General features: G+C 68.2%; 18 protein-coding genes. 10 read left to right on the forward strand and 8 right to left on the reverse strand.

From position 1 onward, the window contains the following. Positions 1-33 precede the first annotated feature (33 nt). Complete coding sequence (locus AB3G45_RS20160; RefSeq protein WP_367832232.1) at positions 34-2334, reverse strand: EAL domain-containing protein; 2301 nt, start codon at positions 2332-2334, stop codon at positions 34-36. 233 nt (positions 2335-2567) lie between these two features. On the opposite strand from AB3G45_RS20160, the gene AB3G45_RS20165 reads away from it, so the two are divergent. Next, positions 2568-3938: a TIGR03808 family TAT-translocated repetitive protein gene (locus AB3G45_RS20165; RefSeq protein ID WP_367832233.1), complete on the forward strand. Its 1371-nt coding sequence runs from the start codon at positions 2568-2570 to the stop codon at positions 3936-3938. Positions 3939-4034: 96 nt separating this feature from the next. On the opposite strand, the gene AB3G45_RS20170 is transcribed toward AB3G45_RS20165, so the two are convergent. Further along, on the reverse strand, positions 4035-4538 hold the full coding sequence (locus AB3G45_RS20170) for a copper chaperone PCu(A)C (protein WP_367832234.1): 504 nt from the start codon (positions 4536-4538) through the stop codon (positions 4035-4037). A gap of 117 nt (positions 4539-4655) precedes the next feature. Continuing rightward, entirely contained in the window at positions 4656-5039 is a 384-nt protein-coding gene (locus tag AB3G45_RS20175; protein ID WP_367832235.1) for a hypothetical protein, read from the reverse strand. 257 nt (positions 5040-5296) lie between these two features. Between AB3G45_RS20175 and AB3G45_RS20180 the strand changes: the two genes are divergently transcribed. Then, entirely contained in the window at positions 5297-5956 is a 660-nt protein-coding gene (locus AB3G45_RS20180) for a glutathione S-transferase family protein (protein ID WP_367832236.1), read from the forward strand. On the opposite strand, the gene AB3G45_RS20185 is transcribed toward AB3G45_RS20180, so the two are convergent. Then, positions 5916-6857, reverse strand: coding sequence for a LysR substrate-binding domain-containing protein (locus AB3G45_RS20185; protein WP_367832237.1), 942 nt, complete (start codon positions 6855-6857; stop codon positions 5916-5918). The genes AB3G45_RS20180 and AB3G45_RS20185 overlap by 41 nt on opposite strands. Positions 6858-6960: 103 nt before the next feature. Here AB3G45_RS20185 and AB3G45_RS20190 point away from each other — a divergent pair, with 103 nt between their 5' ends. Further along, positions 6961-7155 (forward strand): hypothetical protein, encoded by a 195-nt coding sequence (locus AB3G45_RS20190; RefSeq protein ID WP_367832239.1) that lies wholly within the window; start codon positions 6961-6963, stop codon positions 7153-7155. Between the two features lie 51 nt (positions 7156-7206). Here the strand turns inward: AB3G45_RS20190 and AB3G45_RS20195 are convergent, their stop codons facing one another. Beyond that, entirely contained in the window at positions 7207-8214 is a 1008-nt protein-coding gene (locus tag AB3G45_RS20195) for an asparaginase (RefSeq protein ID WP_367832240.1), read from the reverse strand. Positions 8215-8297: 83 nt separating this feature from the next. Here AB3G45_RS20195 and AB3G45_RS20200 point away from each other — a divergent pair, with 83 nt between their 5' ends. The 3 genes from AB3G45_RS20200 (at position 8298) to AB3G45_RS20210 (ending at position 11801) form a co-directional block, all read left to right on the forward strand. Further along, positions 8298-9032, forward strand: coding sequence for a DUF3750 domain-containing protein (locus tag AB3G45_RS20200; protein WP_367832241.1), 735 nt, complete (start codon positions 8298-8300; stop codon positions 9030-9032). 241 nt (positions 9033-9273) lie between these two features. Further along, positions 9274-10710: an MFS transporter gene (locus AB3G45_RS20205; protein WP_367832242.1), complete on the forward strand. Its 1437-nt coding sequence runs from the start codon at positions 9274-9276 to the stop codon at positions 10708-10710. 158 nt (positions 10711-10868) lie between these two features. Further along, the gene (locus AB3G45_RS20210; protein WP_367832243.1) at positions 10869-11801 is read left to right on the forward strand and encodes a diguanylate cyclase; all 933 of its coding nucleotides are present in this window, start codon (positions 10869-10871) and stop codon (positions 11799-11801) included. A 10-nt stretch (positions 11802-11811) separates the two neighbouring features. On the opposite strand, the gene AB3G45_RS20215 is transcribed toward AB3G45_RS20210, so the two are convergent. From AB3G45_RS20215 to crcB, 3 genes are all read right to left on the reverse strand, one after another. After that, a complete protein-coding gene (locus tag AB3G45_RS20215; RefSeq protein ID WP_367832244.1) occupies positions 11812-12813 on the reverse strand; it encodes an NAD(P)H-quinone oxidoreductase in 1002 nt (333 codons plus the stop codon). Positions 12814-12860: 47 nt separating this feature from the next. Then, complete coding sequence (locus AB3G45_RS20220) at positions 12861-14750, reverse strand: EAL domain-containing protein (protein ID WP_367832245.1); 1890 nt, start codon at positions 14748-14750, stop codon at positions 12861-12863. A 195-nt stretch (positions 14751-14945) separates the two neighbouring features. Then, positions 14946-15335 (reverse strand): fluoride efflux transporter CrcB, encoded by a 390-nt coding sequence (crcB, locus tag AB3G45_RS20225; protein ID WP_367832246.1) that lies wholly within the window; start codon positions 15333-15335, stop codon positions 14946-14948. A gap of 82 nt (positions 15336-15417) precedes the next feature. Between crcB and AB3G45_RS20230 the strand changes: the two genes are divergently transcribed. From AB3G45_RS20230 to betC, 4 genes are all read left to right on the forward strand, one after another. Then, the gene (locus AB3G45_RS20230; protein WP_367832247.1) at positions 15418-15690 is read left to right on the forward strand and encodes a BrnT family toxin; all 273 of its coding nucleotides are present in this window, start codon (positions 15418-15420) and stop codon (positions 15688-15690) included. After that, the gene (locus AB3G45_RS20235; protein ID WP_367832248.1) at positions 15659-15937 is read left to right on the forward strand and encodes a helix-turn-helix domain-containing protein; all 279 of its coding nucleotides are present in this window, start codon (positions 15659-15661) and stop codon (positions 15935-15937) included. Before AB3G45_RS20230 ends, AB3G45_RS20235 begins: the two co-directional genes overlap by 32 nt. 135 nt (positions 15938-16072) lie before the next feature. Beyond that, a complete protein-coding gene (betI, locus tag AB3G45_RS20240; RefSeq protein ID WP_367832249.1) occupies positions 16073-16672 on the forward strand; it encodes a transcriptional regulator BetI in 600 nt (199 codons plus the stop codon). A 172-nt stretch (positions 16673-16844) separates the two neighbouring features. Beyond that, positions 16845-18374, forward strand: a complete 1530-nt coding sequence (gene betC / locus AB3G45_RS20245) for a choline-sulfatase (protein WP_367832250.1) — start codon at positions 16845-16847, stop codon at positions 18372-18374. Position 18375: the final 1 nt, after the last annotated feature.

Raw genomic sequence — 18375 nt, forward strand, 5'->3', positions numbered from 1 at the left:
CAAGAGAGAAAAATGCCCGGACGGCAGGGATTTTCAGAGATTGGGAATGCAGAGGATCGCCTGGAGGGCGCGTGCGTCGATGGGGCGGGAGAGGTAGTAGCCCTGGATCTCGTCGCAGCCGGCCTCGCGCAGGAAGTCGATCTGCTCGCGCGTCTCCACGCCCTCGGCGATCACCCGCAATTGCAGCGTATGGGCGAGCGAGATGATGGCGCGGGCGATGGCCGCGTCGTCGCCGTCGTCGGGCAGGTCCTGCACGAAGGAGCGGTCGATCTTGAGGCGGCCGACGGGAAAGCGCTTCAGCGAGGAAAGGCTGGAATAGCCGGTGCCGAAATCGTCGATGGCAAGGTGCACGCCGAGCGTTTCGAGGCGGTGCATGGTCTCCACCGCCTGCTGCACGTCCTGCATGATCAGGCTTTCGGTGAGTTCCAGTTCGAGATAGCGCGCCTCCAGCCCGCTTTCGGCAAGGGCGGCGGCGACGCGCTCGACCCAGTCCTTCTCCTGGAACTGGCGGGCCGACACGTTGACGCTGACGACGATGGCCGGCAGGCCGCTTTCCTGCCAGGCCTTGTTCTGCCGGCAGGCGGCGTGCAGGGTCCAGTCGCCGATCGGGCCGATAAGCCCGGTCTCCTCGGCGAGCGGGATGAAATCGCCCGGGCCGATCAGCCCGCGCTCGGGATGGCGCCAGCGGATCAGCGCCTCGACGGCGAAGATGCGGCCGGTCGCAAGATCCATCTGCGGCTGGTATTGCAGGAAGAGCTCGCCCTGGGCGAGCGCGCGGCGCAGTTCCTCCTGGCGCTCCAGCTTCTCGTGCGCCCGGTTGGCAAGCTCGGCGGTGAAGACCTGCATGGCGTCGCGGCCGATCTCCTTGGCCCGGTACATGGCCGCATCGGCGCGGGCCATCAGCTCCGTCGCGTTGCGGCCGTGCTCGGGATAGGCGGCGACGCCCATGCTGCAGGTGATCTGGAACGAGCGGCCCTCGATGAGCACGGGCTCGGCCACCGCCTCGCGCACGGCGCGCAGCCGGTCCTCCACGCTCTCGCCCTTGCGCATCTCGCCGTTGATGAGCACGACGAACTCGTCGCCGCCCAGCCGCACGATGCTGTCGCTCGCCCACACGCATTGCAGCATGCGCGCCGCGACGATCTTCAGCAGTTCGTCGCCGGCATGGTGGCCGAGGCTGTCGTTGACCAGCTTGAAATTGTCGAGGTCGAGGAAGGCGAGCGTCATCGAGCCGCCGCGCTCGTCCGCCGCCTCGATGGCCGAGGCGACGCGCTCGTCCAGCATGCTGCGGTTCGGCAGGCCCGTCAGCGTGTCGTGATGGGCCATGAACTGGATGCTGTCTTCCGCCTCCTTGCGCTCGATGGCGATGCCGGCGATGTGCGTCGCCATGCCGACGAGCTTCATGCATTCGGGGCTGGGTTCGCCGGTCTTGCGCGAATAGAGCGCGAAGGAGCCCAGCACCTTGCCCTGGTAGGACTGGATGGGCGCGGACCAGCAGGCGCGGAAGCCGTAGGGCGCGACGAAGGCCTTGAAGTCCTCCCACAGCGGATCGGCCTGGATGTCGGAGACGATGACGGGCTCGGCGCGCCACATCGCCGTGCCGCAGGAGCCGACCTTCGGGCCGATCTCGATGCCGTCGATCAGCTTGCAATAGGCGGGATCGAGATTGGGGGCGGCGCCGCTGAGCATGCGCCTGCCGTCGGGCGCGAGCGTCAGGATGGAGCCGAGGACATCCGGCACATGCGCCTCGATCAGCAGGATCAGCGCGGAGAAGACATCGGGCAGCGGCGCGCCGAGCGCGATCATCTTGAGCAGATGCGCCTGGCCGACATGCAGGCTCTCGGAGCGCTTGCGCTCGGTGATGTCGCGCGCGATGCCGACGATGCCGATCACCTCACCCTCGCGATTGCGCACCGGCAGCTTCGAGGTGAGCAGCCACTTGAGCCGGCCGGTGGAATCGCGGACCAGTTCCTCCATGTCCAGCATGGGCCGGCCGGTGCAGACGATCTCCTGCTCGATCTCGAAGAAGCCGCGCGCGACATGTTCGGGGTGGATATCGAAATCCGAGAGGCCTTCCAGGCCGTCCAGCCCCTCGCGGCGGTTGTCGTTGACGATCGCCCGGTTGGCGACGACGAAGCGGCTGTTCCTGTCCTTGAAATAGAGGTAGTCCGGCACCTCGTCGATCATGGCTTCCAGCCAGAAGGTGCGCTCGTCCTGCCCGGAGGCGAGCGGGAAGAGCCGCGCCGCCTCGCAGATGAGGCGCTGGCTGGCGGACATCAATCGCGCCGTCGGATCGGCCTCGTCATTGCCAAGGTGAGACAGTTTCGTCGACATGAATCCCTGCAAGCCCCAAAGGCAGGGAAGGACAATGCCGGCCGCCTCCCCTTTCGCAATGCCCGAAGCTACACCTGGAGTCGTTATCCAACCCTAAAGGAAACCGGAGAAATGCCGCCGATCCGGACCTTTCCGTCCTTTTCGGCAACCCTGGCGCGCAGCGGCCCGGCCGTCCCGTTCCGGCACAGTTTCGCCTGGCACGGTTCCTGCTCCCCTGCCGGCAAGGAGCTTTCATGGTTAGCAGACGGTTGTTTCTCTCAAGCCTCGGTCTCGGCGCGGCGGCCGCCGCCGTCCCGGCGCTCGCCCGCGCGCAGCGGATGCCGGTCGTCGACGTCGATCTTCGCGGCAGCATCGACGCCTCGGCGCACGGCGTGCGCCCCGGCGCGGACGACCGCAAGAGCAGGGCCTTCGAAAAGCTGGTGAAGCAGGCGGCGGCGAAGAACACGCCCGTCTTCCTGCCGCCGGGCGACTATGTCGTCTCCAACGTCACGCTGCCCGACGGGACGCGCATCACCGGCGTGCCGGGCGCCACCCGCATCGTCTATGGCGGCGACGGCCACCTCTTCGCCGCCGACGGCGCGGGGCGGATCGCGCTTGCCGATCTCGTCATCGACGGGGCGAACCGCTGGCTCGGCGACACGGTCGACGGCCTCGTGCATTTCAGCAATGTCGCCGACGTGACGATCGAGAACTGCGAGATCCAGGGCTCCTCCAAGACGGCCGTCAGCCTGCAGCGCTGCGGCGGGCGCATCGAGCGCAACCGGCTTTCGGGCGCGGCGGAATACGCGCTCTACGCCGTCGAGAGCCGCGACCTCTCGGTCACCGGCAACCGCGTCTTCGACTGCGGCAACGGCGGCATCCTCATCCACCGCTGGGAAAAGGGCCGCGACGGCACGATCGTCTCGGGCAACCGCATCGCCCGCATTTCGGCCACCCTCGGCGGCACCGGCCAGTACGGCAACGGCATCAACGTCTTTCGCGCCGACGGCGTGATGATAAGCGACAACCATATTTCCGGCTGCGCCTTCTCCGCCATCCGGGCCAATGCCGGCTCGAACGTGCAGATCTCGGGCAATACCTGCCTCGACAGCGGCGAGACGGCGATCTACTCCGAATTCGGCTTCGAGGGCGCGCTGGTTACCGGCAACCTCGTCGACGGCGCGGCCAACGGCATCGTCATCGTCAATTTCAACGAGGGCGGGCGGCTTGCCACCGTCACCGGCAACCTCGTGCGCAACCTGAGGCTCGACGGGCCCTATGTCCACGACGGCGCCGGCTTCGGCTTCGGCATCGCGGTGGAGGCCGACACGGTCGTCTCGGGCAATACGGTGGAGAACGCCGCAAGATGGGGCCTGATGCTCGGCTGGGGGCCTTACATGCGCGGCCTCGTCGTCAGCGGCAACCTGGTGCGCCGCAGCCCGGTCGGCTGCGCCGTGACCGTGGTGGAGGAGGCGGGCTCGGCGCTGATCTCCGGCAATCTCTTCGAGGAGACCCCGGACGGCGCCATCGCCGGCTACCGCTGGAACGAGCGCGTCACCGGGGACCTTGCGACCGAAGGATCGAGCTTCGCGCACCTGACGATCGAACGGAACCGGACGGGCTGAGCCCGTCCCGCGACGCGTCTCTCCTTCTGTCCGAACGGAGAGGCGCCATGGTGGATGAGGGGGCGGCACGGCCACCGCCCCCTCATCCGCTTCCCGTCAGCCGCCGTGGCCGCCATGGTCGGCGGCGGCATCGTCGCCGTGCGCGGCGGCACCCGGCTTTGCGGCCCCGATCTTGAAATCCACCTCGACCGCGCCGGCCTTCTCGAAGGTCAGCGTCGCCTTGAAGGTCTCCCCCTCCTTGAAGGGGTGCTTGATGCGCATGAACATGACATGCAGGCCGCCCGACTTCAGCTCGACCGTCGCGCCGGCCGGGATCTCGATGCCGTCCGGCAACTGGCGCATCTTCATCACGTCGTTCTCGATGGCCATCTCGTGCAGCTGCACGTCGTCGGACACGTCGGGCGCGGCGATGGCGAGGAGGCGGTCGGCCTCGCCGCCCTTGTTGGTGATGGTCATGAAGCCGCCGCCGACGGGCTGGCCGGGCAGCGTCGCCTTGGAGGCCGGATGACCGATCTCCAGGCTGCCGAGGGTGAAATCGTGCGCGAACGCGGCCGAGGCCGAGAGCGCCAGCGCGACGAGGGAGGCGAGAATGCGTTTCATGGAAACAGTCCTTTCTGGCTTGTGGTTCAGGAAACAGGCGCCGCAGCGGCGGCACGAAGCGGATGACGACGCCCGTCATGAAGGGCACGACGGAAAGCCGGCGTGCGGGCGCGTCGATCAGGCGGACAGGAAGGGCGGCGCGCGGGGCGGCGCGCCGGGACGCTCGCGGCGCGGGCGGAGCGCCTCCTCGACGAGGGGGAGCGCGGCGAAACGGCGGAAGGCGATCACGGCGCCGTCGAGATCGGCCGGCGCGGACATCAGCATGGCCCCCGCGATGCGGCAGGCCTCGCACTTCACCGGCGTCACATGCTTCGTCTTGCCGTCGACCATGTCGTTGAGGCAGATGTCCGGCAGGGTGCCGTCAGGAAGGACGTATTGCGTGAGTTCCAGCGCGGTCGGCGCGGTGGCGGAGGCCGGGCGGTGGGCGAAACCGACGAACAGCAGGGCGACCGCGCAGAGAATGCGCAGGCAGGCGGCCCAGCGTTGCGTGCGTCGTGTCATCGGTCGTCCCCGTCCGCGATCCGCGCGGACCCTTCGCCCTTAGGCCCATGCCGGCGCAAGGTCAATGCGGCAAAGCGGTCCCGGATCATCACGACAATTCATCGATCGATCAGGCCGGCGCTCTACCTTCGCGCCGAACCGCCGCCTATGGTGCCGGCAAGGCCCCGAGCAGTTTCGCCCCCCTTCTAGCAGAGGGGCTGCCGCGGCTCCTTGTTCCGGCGCAAACCCGCGCCCGTCCGGGCGCGAAGGGAGGATCCATGCTCACCATCTACGGCGTCTACCGCTCGCGCGCCTCGCGCAACTACTGGCTCGCCGGCGAACTCGGCCTGCCGTTTGCCAGCGTGCCGGTCATCCAGGCCTACCGCCTCGACGATCGACAGGCGGCCGACGCGCCGCTCAACACCCGCTCGCCGGAATTCCTGTCCGTCAACCCGACCGGCCTCGTTCCCTGCATCGACGACGGCGGCTTCGTCATGACGGAATCGCTGGCGATCAACCTCTACCTCGCCCGCAAGCACGGCGGCCCGCTCTCCGGCCGGACCGTCACCGAGGAGGCGGAGATGCTGCAATGGACGATGTGGGCGGCGACGCAGGTCGAGCCGCACGCCGTGAAGATCGTCCTGCTGCACAATGCGAAATCCGCCGAGAGCGAGGAAGGCCACCGCACCATCCGCGGCGCGGCCGAAGCGCTGGCGACCTGTTTCGCGCGGCTCGACGCCCATCTTGCGGCCACCGGCCATGTCGTCGGCGACCGGTTCACCGTCGCCGACCTCAACGTCGCGGAAGTGTTCCGCTATGCGATGAGCCAGAAGCAGCTCTTCGAGGCGGCGCCGAACGTTGCGGCCTGGCTTGCGGCCTGCCAGGCGCGCCCGGCCTTCAAGGCGATGATGGCGGCGCGGCAGGGCGAGCCGGAATGACCGCGCCGGCAAAGCCGTCCTCGTCCTCGGCCAGCGCCGCGCGCAGCCAGCGCTTGAACAGCGAGACCTTGCGCGGCTCCGGCACGCCCGGCGCCGTCACGAAATAGTAGCCCATGCCGGTCTCCACGCGGATGGGGAACGGCGCGACGAGCCGCCCTTCCTTCAGCGCCCAGGAGGCGAGCACCGGATAGGCGAGCAGCACCCCCTGCCCCGCCAGCGCCGCATCGAGGCAGAGCGAGGCATCGGAGAAGACGTGCCGCGCGCGCGGCGGCGGCACGTCGAAACCGGCAAGCGCCAGCCAGCGCTCCCAGGTGAAGGCGTCGTTGCCGTCGATCACCGCCGGCTGCGCGGAGAGATCCCGCGGCGTCCTGATCCCCGCCGCCAGCGCCGGCGCGCAGACCGGGAAGACGACCTGCGGCACCAGGAACTCCGCCGCCACGTCCGGCCAGGTGCCGGGGCCGACGCGGATGCACAGGTCGACATCCGAGCGCGCAAGATCGACCAGCGCCGTCGAGGCCTCGATGCGCAGGCTGATATCGGGATGGGCGGCGGCGAAGCGGTCGATGCGGTGGATGAGCCAGCGCGAGGCGAAGATCGGCGCGACCGAGATCGTCAGGATGGCGTCGTCGCGGCGCTGCGTTGTGGCGACCGCCTCGGAAAGCTGGCCGAAGCCCGCCGAGAGCCGCGCCAGGAACGGCGTGCCGAAGGCCGTCCGCCGCAGGCCGCGGGCGGTGCGCTCGAAGATCGCCCGGCCGAGCTGGTCCTCCGCCTTGATGACCTGCTGGCTCACCGCGCCGACCGTCACGCCGAGCTCTTCGGCCGCCGCCTGCAGCGAGCCGAGCCGGCCCACCGCCTCCAGCGCCCGCAGGCCGTTGAGATGCACGCGGTTGAGGTTTCTCATATAGCTTTTCTACAATGCGGTCCTGAACTACTCGATTGCCGAAACGGTCTTCCGGCGCGATTATCAGCCATACACAATGATAACGAACCGCAAGGAGAAGGCAATGTTCAAGATTTTCTCCAGAGCCGCAGAAGCCCTTCGCGCCGAGATCGACGTGGCGCAGACGCCCGTCTGGCTGCGCGACCCGCTGGCCCATCCCGAGATCGAGGCGATGGATTCCCGCGCCCTCGGCGACCTGCCCTTCGGGCTCTTCCGTACTCCCGCGCTCAGGGCCGAGAGCTGCACCCGTCCGCTCTGATCCTCCCCTTATCGGACGCCCCTCATCCCGCTGCCGCGGCGGCGGGCCCGATCAGGCGGCGAAGGCGTCCGTGACGCGGATGTCGCCAACATGGATGCCGTTCCAGTTGGACATGGAGCGGTTGGCGCCGGCCATCAGGGCGGCGTGGAGGTCGGGCTCGTCGGCGAAGAAGCGGGCGAGCGTGGCGGCCACCATGCTTTCGGCGGCGCGGGTCGTGCCGTCCTCGCATTTGAGCGCGATGGCGATGCCCTTTTCCGGGATGGCGGCGCAGAAGACGCCCTCGGCGCCGGTCTTGGCGAAGATGCGGCCGGGCGCCATCTTCATCAGCCGCGTGCAGGCGCGCCCGGTGCCGGCGACGTAGAAGGGCTCGGCCATGCAGGCCTCCATCAGCCGGCGCGCGGCCTTGGCGCGTTCGGGCGCAAGGCCGGTGCCGGTCGCCATCTTCGCGAAACCGTGGGCGAGGCCCTTCAGCGGCACGGCATAGGTGGGGATCGAGCAGCCGTCGACGCCGCAATTGTCGGTGGCGAGCGCCGCGCCCGTCAGGCTTTCCATGACGCCGCGGATCTCCGCCTGGACGGGGTGCTCGTAGCGCACGTAACCCTTGAGGTCCTTGCCGGTATGGCAGGCGGCGCAGACGAAGCCGGCATGCTTGCCCGAGCAGTTGTTGTGCAGCGCGGACGGCCGCTCGAGGCCGCGCGCCTGACCGATCAGCACCGGCTGCTCGAACGACCAGTGGGCGCCGCATTCCAGCACGCTCTCGTCGACGCCGGCGGCGGCCAGCATGGCGCCGGCAAGGCTCGCATGTTCCGGCTCGCCGCTGTGCGAGGAGCAGGCGAGCGCCAGTTCCCGGTTGCCGAAGCCGTAGGCATCCGCCGCGCCGCTTTCGACGAGCGGCAGGCCCTGCATGGCCTTGCAGGCCGAGCGCGGGAAGACGGCCCCCTCGATCTCGCCTTGCGAGAACACCACCTTGCCGTCGCCATCGACCGCGACGACCATGCCGCGATGGCGGCTTTCGACGAGATCGCCGCGGGTGACCTCGACAAGGACGGGGTTTGCCATGTTCATGCCCTCAAATTTCCGGTTTCGGATGCGGTATTATCCGAAAAGCTGGGTCCGCACACGCGATTTCGGAGACGCCGCGCATGAAACTGTTGAGGAACGTCCTCGTTCTCTTCCTGGTGATCTACCTCATGCCGGCCCTCGCCTCGGCGGGCTATTGGTACATCAGGGACCGGCCGCAGAGCTGGCGCGAGGCGAACTGGCAATCCGCCGGCATCCTGCCGAGGGCGGAAGACACGCCGCAGGCGACGATCCACGTCTTCTCCGCCGCGACGGGGGGCCTGAAGGGCGCGGTGGCGAGCCATGCCTGGATCGTCACCAAGGCGGCGAACGGCAGCTACAACCGCTACGACAAGGTGGGCTGGGGCACGCCGGTGCGCAGGAACGGCTATGCGCCGGATGCCTTCTGGTATTCCAACACGCCGCGCGTGGTGGTCAGCGTCAGCGGCGAGGAGGCGGCGCGGCTGATCCCGAAGATCGAGGCGGCCATCGCCGCCTATCCCTATTCCAAACCCGGCGGCTACCGCATCTGGCCGGGGCCGAACTCCAACACCTTCGTCGCCCATGTGCTGCGCTCGGTGCCGGACCTCGGCGTGGTGCTGCCGCCCGACGCGGTAGGCCGCGACTACCTGCCGGAGGGCCGGATCTTCGCGGTCGATCCCGACGGCAGGGACGTTCATGTGACGCTCTACGGCCTCCTCGGCATCTCCGCCGGCCTGCGCTCCGGGCTGGAGCTGCACATCATGGGCCTCGTCGCCGGCGTGGATTTCGTGCGCCCCGCGATCAAGATCCCGGCGATCGGGCGGATCGGCGTGTAGCGCCACCTCGAAAGCCGCGATGCTGAAGACAAAGCCAGGGTCGAGGCGAGCCAGCGCGGCAATCGCACTTGCGGTCGTTTCCGGCTTCCTGATCCTGCGCTGCCTGTAGGCCGTGCGCCGCCGGCCCGACGGCGGGGATGAGGGCGCGCGCGCAAACGGCCGCCTTCCAACCAAAAGTCACGGCTTGAACTGCCGTATGCCCCGTGCGAGGTCTTCGGCCTCGAATTCGCAAGGTTTTCCCATGTCCGACAGTGTCACGATCCCGAAGGATGCCGCGCCGCGGCTTTCCAGCCTGTTCTCCCGCGCCTACCTGTTCGGCACGCTGATGCTCGGCGGCGGCATCATGCTGCATGCGGTGGAGACCTACATCACCGCCACGCTGATGCCCTCCATCGTGCGCGACATCGGCGGCCTGCCGCTCTTCGCCTGGGCGACGACGGTCTATGTGGCGGCCTCCGTGCTCGGCTCCACCTTCGTGGCGGTGCGGCCGCGCAAGGTGACGCTCAACCATTGCTACCGGGCCGGCGCGCTGCTCTTCGGCCTCGGCAGCCTCGTCTGCGCCATCGCGCCGACCATGGAGACGGTGCTCGTCGGCCGGGCGGTCCAGGGGCTCGGCGCGGGGTTTCTCGTAGCGCTCGGCTATGCCTTCATCCGCCACGTCTATCCCGAGCCGCTGTGGAGCACGGCCTCGACGCTCTATGCCGCCGTCTGGGGCATCGCCACCTTCCTCGGCCCGACGATCGGCGGCGTCTTCGCGGCCGGCAGCGCCTGGCGCGAGGCCTTCGCGCTGCTCGTGCCGCTGTCGGTGCTGATGGCCGTCTGCGCGCCGAGGCTGCTGCCGTCGGGTGAAGGCGAGCGGGTGACGACGAGGACGCCGTTCCCGCAGATCGTGCTGCTCGTCGCCGCCGTGCTGGTGCTGTCGCTGGCAAGCTCGGTCGCCGCGCCTATGCTGCGCGGCGCCCTCGCCGCGGCAGCCGTGGCCGCCGTCCTTGCGGCGGTCGCCATCGAGCGGCGGGCGGAGGGGCGGCTGCTGCCGGCCGGCACGGCGCGCCTCTCCTCGCCGCTCGCCCGCATCTACCTCATCATGCTGATGCTGCTGGTGACGGTCTGCTCGGATATCTACATCCCGTATTTCCTGCAGGTGCTGCATGGCGTGAGCCCGCTCGTCTCGGGCTATCTCGTGGCGCTGCTGGCGCTCGGCTGGACGGCCGCGGCCTTCGCCACCGCCGGCCTGAAGGGACGGCGCGCCAACCGGACGATCGTCGCCGGCGCGCTGGTGGAGGCGCTGGCGACCGCCCTCCTCGCCGTCACGCTCGCCCGGCACGATCCGGCGGGCGGCCTCCTGCCGCTCGCCGCCGCCACGGCCTTCATCTTCCTGATGGGCTTCGGCATCGGCATGGGCTGGGCCCATCTCGTCACCCATGTGCTGCACCTGGCGCCGGCCGGCGAGACGGACAAGGCCTCGGCGGCCATCACCACCATGCAGGCGCTCGGCGCCGCCTTCGGGGCGGCGCTCGCCGGCATCGTCGTCAACGCGACGGGCCTTCTCGCCCCCGGCGGCATCGACGGCGCGCTGTCGGCGGCGCGCTGGCTCTATGTGCTGCTCGCCCTGCCGGCGGGGCTGGCGGTGCTGCTCGCCATCCGCCTTCCGGCCGGAAGGGGCGCGGCGCCGGATTGACGATTTGTTAACGGAAACCGACGGTCTTCATTGCGACCCGGCCGCCTTCTGCCACAAAAGATGAGGATCGACCGGCGCGATGCCCGGCGATTCTGTCTTCGAAAGGAACGCGACGGGTGAGACGAGGCGACGGGCAGAGGTGGCCGGACGGGAGCGGCATGGCGCATGCCGACGCCATCCTGCCGCTGGCGCTCATCCGGGACCGGGCGACGACCGATCTCATCCTCGCAGGGCTCGACGCCTCCGGCGTCGCCGTCGCGCTGTTTACGCCCGATGACGAACTGTCCTACGGCTCGCTGGCCTTCCGCGCGCTTTTCGACGTGCAGCCAGGCGCGCGCACCTTCGCCGACATCCTGCAGCACTGCCATGCCGAGGACGTCGGGCCGAAGGTGAGCGGCCCCATCGACGCCTTCCTCGCCAGGGCCCACGCCCGGCGGCGCAGCAACCCGCAGCGCAGCTTCGAGATCGACCTTCGCGACGACCGCTGGTTCCTGGTGAACGAGACGGTGCTTGCCGGCGGCTGGCTGTGGAGCGCCTTCACCGACATCACCATGCTCAAATCCAACGAGCGCATGCTGCAGGTCGCCCGCGACGCGGCCCAGCTCGCCGCCAACACGGACCCGCTCACGGGCCTGCTCAACCGCCGCGCGGCCATGGCCCGGCTCGATGCGGAGATGCGGATCGCCCGCCGCAACGGCACGCAGCTCTCGCTGGCGCTCATCGACCTCGATCACTTCAAGGCGATCAACGACCGCTACGGCCATGCGCGGGGCGACGAGGTGCTCCGGCACTTCGCCGCCGCCGGGCGCCAGCAGATCCGCGGCGGCGACGTCTTCGCGCGCATCGGCGGGGAGGAATTCCTCATGCTGATGCCCGGCGCCGGCCTGCGGGAGGCGACGCGCGCCGTGGAGCGGCTGCGCCGCCATGTGGCGCAGGCGGAACACCGCGCCTCCCTCGGCTGCACCTACACCATGTCCGCCGGCGTCGCGGAATATTGCGGCAATGCGATGGAAGACCTGTTCGAGCGCGCCGACCGGGCGCTCTACAGCGCCAAGCGCCTCGGCCGCGACCGGATCGAACAGGCGCCCTGACGCCGGCGCCTCAGTCGAAGGTCAGCACGATCTTGCCGATATGATCGCCGTGCTCCATCATGCGATGGCCGGCCGCCGCCTCGCCGAACGGCAGGACGGCGTGGATGACGGGGGCGACGCGCCCCTCCTCCAAGAGCGGCCAGGCCTTTTCCAGCAGCGCGTCGCGGATCTCCTGTTTTTCCGCCGCCGTGCGCGGGCGCATGGCCGAGCCCATCAGGCGCAGGCGCTTCAGCAGGATGGGCGCGAGGCTCACCTTCTCCGCGAAGGTGCCGCCGAGGAAGGCGATGATCGACAGGCGCCCGTCGCGGGAAAGCGACTTCAGGTTCCGCTCGAAATAGGCCGCGCCGATCATGTCGAGGATGACGTCGACGCCGGCCCGGCCCGTCTCCTCGGCGATGACGGCGCAGAAATCCTCGCTGCGGTAGTTGATCGCGCGGCTGGCGCCGAGCGTAAGGCAGGCGGCGCATTTCTCCGCCGTGCCCGCGGTCGTGAAGACGCGCGCGCCGAAGGCGTCGGCAAGCTGGATCGCCGCCGTGCCGATGCCGCTGGTGCCGCCGTGGATCAGCACGCTCTCGCCGGGCTTCAGGCCCGCCATCATGAAGAGGTTCGCCCAGACGGTGAAGAAGGTCTCCGGCAGGGCTGCGGCCCGCACCGCGTCGAAACCCTTCGGGAAGGGCAGCGCCTGGCCGGCCGGCACCGCGCAATATTGCGCATAGCCGCCGCCGTTCGCCAGCGCGCAGACCCGGTCGCCGAGCGCGTAGCCCGTGACATCCTCGCCGATGGCCACCACCTCGCCGGCCACTTCCAGGCCCAGGACGGGGCTGGCGTCGGGCGGCGGCGGATAGTCGCCCTTGCGCTGGAGCACGTCCGGCCGGTTGATGCCGGCGGCCGCCACGCGCACCAGGATCTCGCCGCGCCGCGGCTGCGGCGTGCGGCCCTCCATCACCACGAGATTGTCGGGGCCGCCATGCTCGGTGAGCCCGACATAGGCCATGGATGAGGGAAGTGACATGGGGTTATCTCCCTGCGCGGGTAAGGTGGCGTTGTCCTGCGCCGAGTCTAAAGCATGTCGCGCGAAAGTGCGCAGCGGTTTTGCGCGGCAGGCGAAAAATCGGAGCCCGGAGGTGCGAGCCTGTGCGCGGCGGCAGGCTCGTCCTGCCCTGCCGATGCCGAGGACAGGACGAGCCCGCCGTCGCTGCCCTTGGCGTCCGCCTTCAGGCCGGCGATACGGCTGCTGATCAGCTCCGCCTCGCCGATCACCTCGCCCTCCGGCAGGACGAGGACGACGGCCGAGCAGCGCATCATCGGGAAGGTCGTCTCCTGGCCGGCGCGGTCGCGGCCGCGGATCTCCCCGGCAAGCCGGTCCTCCGGCGAATAGAGCGAGCGCACCTCGCGGGAGAAATCGGCCAGCAGGCGCTCCAGCGCCTGGCGCACCGCCTCGACGGGCCGGCCGGAAATGCCGGCGAAGAAATCGTCGCCCCCGACATGGCCGATGAAGACATCCTCGCCGACGAAGTCGCGGCGCATCAGCGAGGCGAAGAGCGAGAGCGCCAGGTCCCCCTTGTGGAAGCCGTAGTGATCGTTGAACGGCTTGAAATTGTCGAAATCGAAATAGCACAGGCAGCGGGCCTGGTCGCCGTCGAGCGCCTTGTCCTGCAGGTAGTCGCGGATCGAGCGGTTGCCGGGCAGCCCTGTCAGCGGGTTCTGGTCCTCCGCCGTCTTCAGCCGCTTCTCGTTGATGATCTTCAGCAGCGAGGAGGCCGACAGGATGCCGGCATAGCGCATGTTCTCCGTCAGGATCACGCATTCGTTGCCGCCCATGCCGGTGAAGACGTCGAGCAACTGCTCGGCGGGCGTGTCGAGGTCGGCGATCGGCGCCATGGTGACGAAATGCGACAGGCTCTTCTGGTAGAGCCTGTTCTTCAGGAGGTCGCGGCCGAAGGGATGATAGGAGAGTTCCTTGACGTGGTATTCGTGCAGGATGCCGCGCGGCTCGTCATTGGCATTCAGCACCGGGAAGAAGGTGCGCTTGGGATCGCGCCGGAAGAACTCGAAGACCGATTCCAGGCTCTCGTTCTCGCGCAGCACCGCGACCTGCTCGATCTCGCGGCGGATGAGGATGCTGTCCAGCGTGCGCGAGGAGCGGCGGCGCCCGCCGGCCCGCGCGACCTGCGCATAGACCGGGCTCAGCGCGGAGAAATCCGTGACAGGGCGCGAGACGAACCAGCCCTGCACCAGATCGCAGCCGGCATCGCGGCAGGCGATGAACTCCGCCTCGCTCTCCACGCCTTCCGCGATGACGCGGATGCCGAGCACATGGGCGGCGTTGACGGTGTTGCGCACCAGGTGGCGCTTGCGGGCGTCCGCCTCCATGCCCGAGATGAAGTGGCGGTCGATCTTGAGGTAATCGACCGGATGGTCGCAGAGCAGCTTCAGCCCGTTATGGCCGACGCCGAAATCGTCGATGGCGAGCTTGAAGCCGGCAAGGCGCAGTTTCCGCACAAGCTGGGCGAATTCCGGCTGCGTGTCGTTGTCGAAGCGCTCGGATATCTCGAAACAGAGCGAGGAGGCCGGAATGCCGGCGCGGGCGAGATGGCCGGCAAGGCGCTCGACGAGGTCGGCCCCTTCGGGCACCAGGCGCGAATCGAGGTTGATGAAGAGCGTGCGCGAGCGGAAATCCGGCAGCGCGGCGAAGGCGGCGATGGCGCGGCTGTTGACCATGTGCTCCAGCGCCAGAAGCTGGCCGGCCTCATGCGCCCGGTCGATCAGGTCGAGCGGTGAGTGGAAGCCGAGGCGGTCGAAGCCGCGCATCAACGATTCGTAGCCGAAGACCGCTCCCGTCGCGGCCTCGACGATCGGCTGGAAGGCCGTTTCGATCACCAGCTTGGCGAGCGTGACGATCTCGCCGTCTCCGAAGCGGCGAAGGGCAAGCAATTCGGCGGCGGACATGCGGGGCTCCGAAAGGTGTACGTTGCCGCGAAGTTTCTCCGCCGAGACCTGAAAATTCCGTTTCTATTGTATGACAATTTCATGAAACTTCAGCAACTACAAGAAGTTGAAAAATGTGCCGCTCATATGGAAAAGGCGCGCCGCCGACCCTGACGACGGCCGGGTCACGGGCCTGCCGGCATGTCGCACGCCCTTTCACACTGCACCTCCCGCGAGCATGAGGCGCGAAACGACAAGTCCCGCCGCCACGGCGAGCAGCGAAAAAACAACCGACGCCCCGACATAAAGCGCGGCCAGGCCCATTTCGCCGCGCTCCCAGAGCAGCGCCGCGTCGAGCGAGAAGGCGGAAAAGGTGGTGAAGCCGCCGAGCACGCCGGTCGCAAGGAACAGCCGCATTTCCTGCGGCAGGTGGCCGCGGAAGGCGAAGGTGCCGGCGACCAGCCCCATCACCAGGCAGCCGAGCACGTTGACGGCAAGCGTGCCGGCGGGAAAGGCCGTGCCGAACAGCCGCGCGGCCAGCACGTTCACCCCATGGCGCCCGGCCCCGCCGATGCCCGCGCCGAGAAAGACGATCAGATAGTTCATTGTCCGTTGCCTTCACATCCGTTGGTGCGGAAATCCCGTATGGCACCTTGCCCGATATACGGAATTTCCGTATGATTCTGGTATGGGAAACAGGTTCGATCCGACAAAGGACGCCGTCAACCGGGAGAAGCACAAGCTGCCTCTCGCTTTTGGCGACCGGCTTTTCGAGGATGACGATCATCTTGTCCTCCCCTCGTTTCGCGTCGAGGACGGCGAGGTGCGCTTCAAGGTGATTGGCCTTGTGGAAGAGAAGCTGTTTACCGGCGTTTTTGTGTGGCGGGACGAGCTGCCCCGGTTCATTTCCGTAAGAAGGAGCAACAAGGGTGAAGAAAAGTCCTATCGTTCTTCCCTCTGACCCCGAGGATGCAGAGGATTTCGACGTGACCGCCGAGGCCATGGACCGCGGCCAGCGGGCCCGGCTCATCCGAAAGACCAGAACAGGGCTCGGCCTGTCGCAGACCGAATTCGCCGAGCGCTTCCGCGTGCCCGTCGGGACCCTGCGCGATTGGGAACAGGCCCGGGCGACGGCGCCGGATTTCGCCATCGCCTATGTGAGGGTGATCGGCCGGCATCCGGACCTTGTCGCCAAAGCGGTCGCCTGACGCCCGTCTTCGGGCCTTGCCACTTTGTGCACAGCCCCGACCGAAACCCCGGCGCAAGCCCCTGTACGACCGCGAAGATTTTTATTGATTGATCGCTCAATTAAAAATACGCTTGCGGAAAATCAGGGAGGGAGCATGCCGAAGGTCGGAATGGAACCGGTGCGCCGCAAGGCGCTGGTGGACGCGACGCTGCGGGCGGTCGGCGATCATGGCTCGCTGACCGTGACCATGTCGGAGATCGCCCGCCACGCCGGCGTCTCCCCTGCCCTCGCGCACCACTATTTCGGCTCCAAGGAACAGCTCGTCATCGAGACGATCCGCAGCCTCTTGCGCCAGCTTCGCGCCGACGCCGTGGCGGCGCTGACGGCGGCGGCGACGCCGCGCGAACGGCTGTCGGCGATCATCCGCGTCAATTTCCAGGCACACCAGTTCGCGCCCGAGACGGTGGCGGCGTGGCTGGCCTTCTACACCGAGGCGCAGCGGTCCGAGGCCGTGCGCCGCCTCCTCGTCGTCTATGCCCGGCGGCTCAATTCCAACCTCCTGTCGAGCCTCAAGCCGCTGTGCCCCGCTAAAAAGGCCTCCGCCATCGCGGACGGCGCGGCGGCGATGATCGACGGGCTCTACCTGCGGCAGGGCCTGCGCTCTGCCCCCGTCAGCATCGAATCCTCCATCGCGCTGACGGAGAGCTATTTGACTGCGCAGCTCGCGGCCTGCCCGAGGGGGCACGCGGAATGAACGGGGCGGGAGATACCCCCCTGTGCCCTGCCGGGCACCTCCCCCGCACGGGGGGAGATCGGCTGGTGGCAGGGCCGTGCCACGATTCGATCTCCCCCTTTGTGGGGGAGATGCCCGGCAGGGCACAGGGGGGTGAAGCCCCGCACACAATCGCAACTTCAGGAACCCGCCCATGACCGCCAACAAGCCGAACATCCTGATCATCATGGTCGACCAGCTCAACGGAAAGTTCTTCCCGGACGGGCCGGCGGACTTCCTGCATGCACCGCACATGAAGGCGCTTGCCGCCCGCTCGGCGCGGTTTTGCAACAACTACACCTCCTCGCCGCTCTGCGCGCCCGCCCGCGCCTCCTTCATGGCCGGGCAATTGCCGAGCCGCACGCGGGTCTACGACAATGCCGCCGAATACGTCTCCTCGATCCCGACCTTCGCGCACCACCTGCGCCGCGCCGGCTATTACACGGCGCTGTCGGGCAAGATGCACTTCGTGGGCCCCGACCAGCTGCACGGCTTCGAGGAGCGGCTGACGACGGACATCTATCCCGCCGATTTCGGCTGGACGCCGGACTACCGCAAGCCGGGCGAGCGCATCGACTGGTGGTATCACAATATGGGTTCGGTGAGGGGCGCGGGCGTCGCCGAGATCACCAACCAGATGGAGTATGACGACGAGGTGGCGTTCCTCGCGAACCAGAAGCTCTATCACCTCTCCCGCGAGAACGACGACGCGGCCCGCCGCCCCTGGTGCCTCACCGTTTCCTTCACCCATCCGCACGACCCCTATGTGGCGCGCAAGAAATTCTGGGACCTCTACGAGGACTGCGAGCATCTTCTGCCGGAGGTCGGCATGCTGGAGGAACAGGATCCGCATTCGGCCCGCATCCTCGCCTCCTGCGACTACGCAAAGTTCGCCATCAGCGGCGAGGACGTGCGCCGCTCGCGCCAGGCCTATTTCGCCAACATCTCCTATCTCGACGAGAAGGTCGGCGAACTCGTCGACACGCTGACCCGCACGCGCATGCTGGACGACACGCTGATCCTGTTCTGCTCGGATCACGGCGACATGCTCGGCGAGCGCGGCCTGTGGTTCAAGATGAACTTCTTCGAGGGCTCGGCCCGCGTGCCGCTGATGGTGGCCGGCCCCGGCGTCACGCCCGGCCTGCACCGCGCGCCGACGTCGAACCTCGACGTGACGCCGACGCTCTGCGACCTCGCCGGCATCTCCATGGAGGAGGTGATGCCCTGGACGGACGGCGAGAGCCTGCTGCCGGTCATCAACGGCGCGGAACGCACTGCGCCCGTGCTGATGGAATATGCGGCCGAATCCTCCTATGCGCCGCTCGTCGGCATCCGCGAGGGCAAGTGGAAGTACATCCACTGCGAACTCGACCCGGAACAGCTCTACGATCTCGATGCCGATCCGCTCGAACTCAGCAACCTTGCGACCTCGGACGATCCCGTCGTCAAGGCGACGCTCACGGCCTTCCGGCAGATGCGCGAGGCGCGCTGGGACATGGCCGCCTTCGACGCCGCAGTGCGCGAGAGCCAGGCGCGGCGCTGGGTGGTCTACGAGGCGCTGCGCAACGGCGCCTATTATCCCTGGGACCACCAGCCGCTGCAGAAGGCCTCCGAACGCTACATGCGCAACCACATGAACCTCGACAACCTTGAGGATTCCAAACGCTACCCGCGGGGAGAATGAG

It is taken from the genome of Shinella sp. S4-D37 (genome assembly GCF_040812195.1).
In the GTDB taxonomy this organism is placed as follows: Bacteria; Pseudomonadota; Alphaproteobacteria; order Rhizobiales; family Rhizobiaceae; genus Shinella.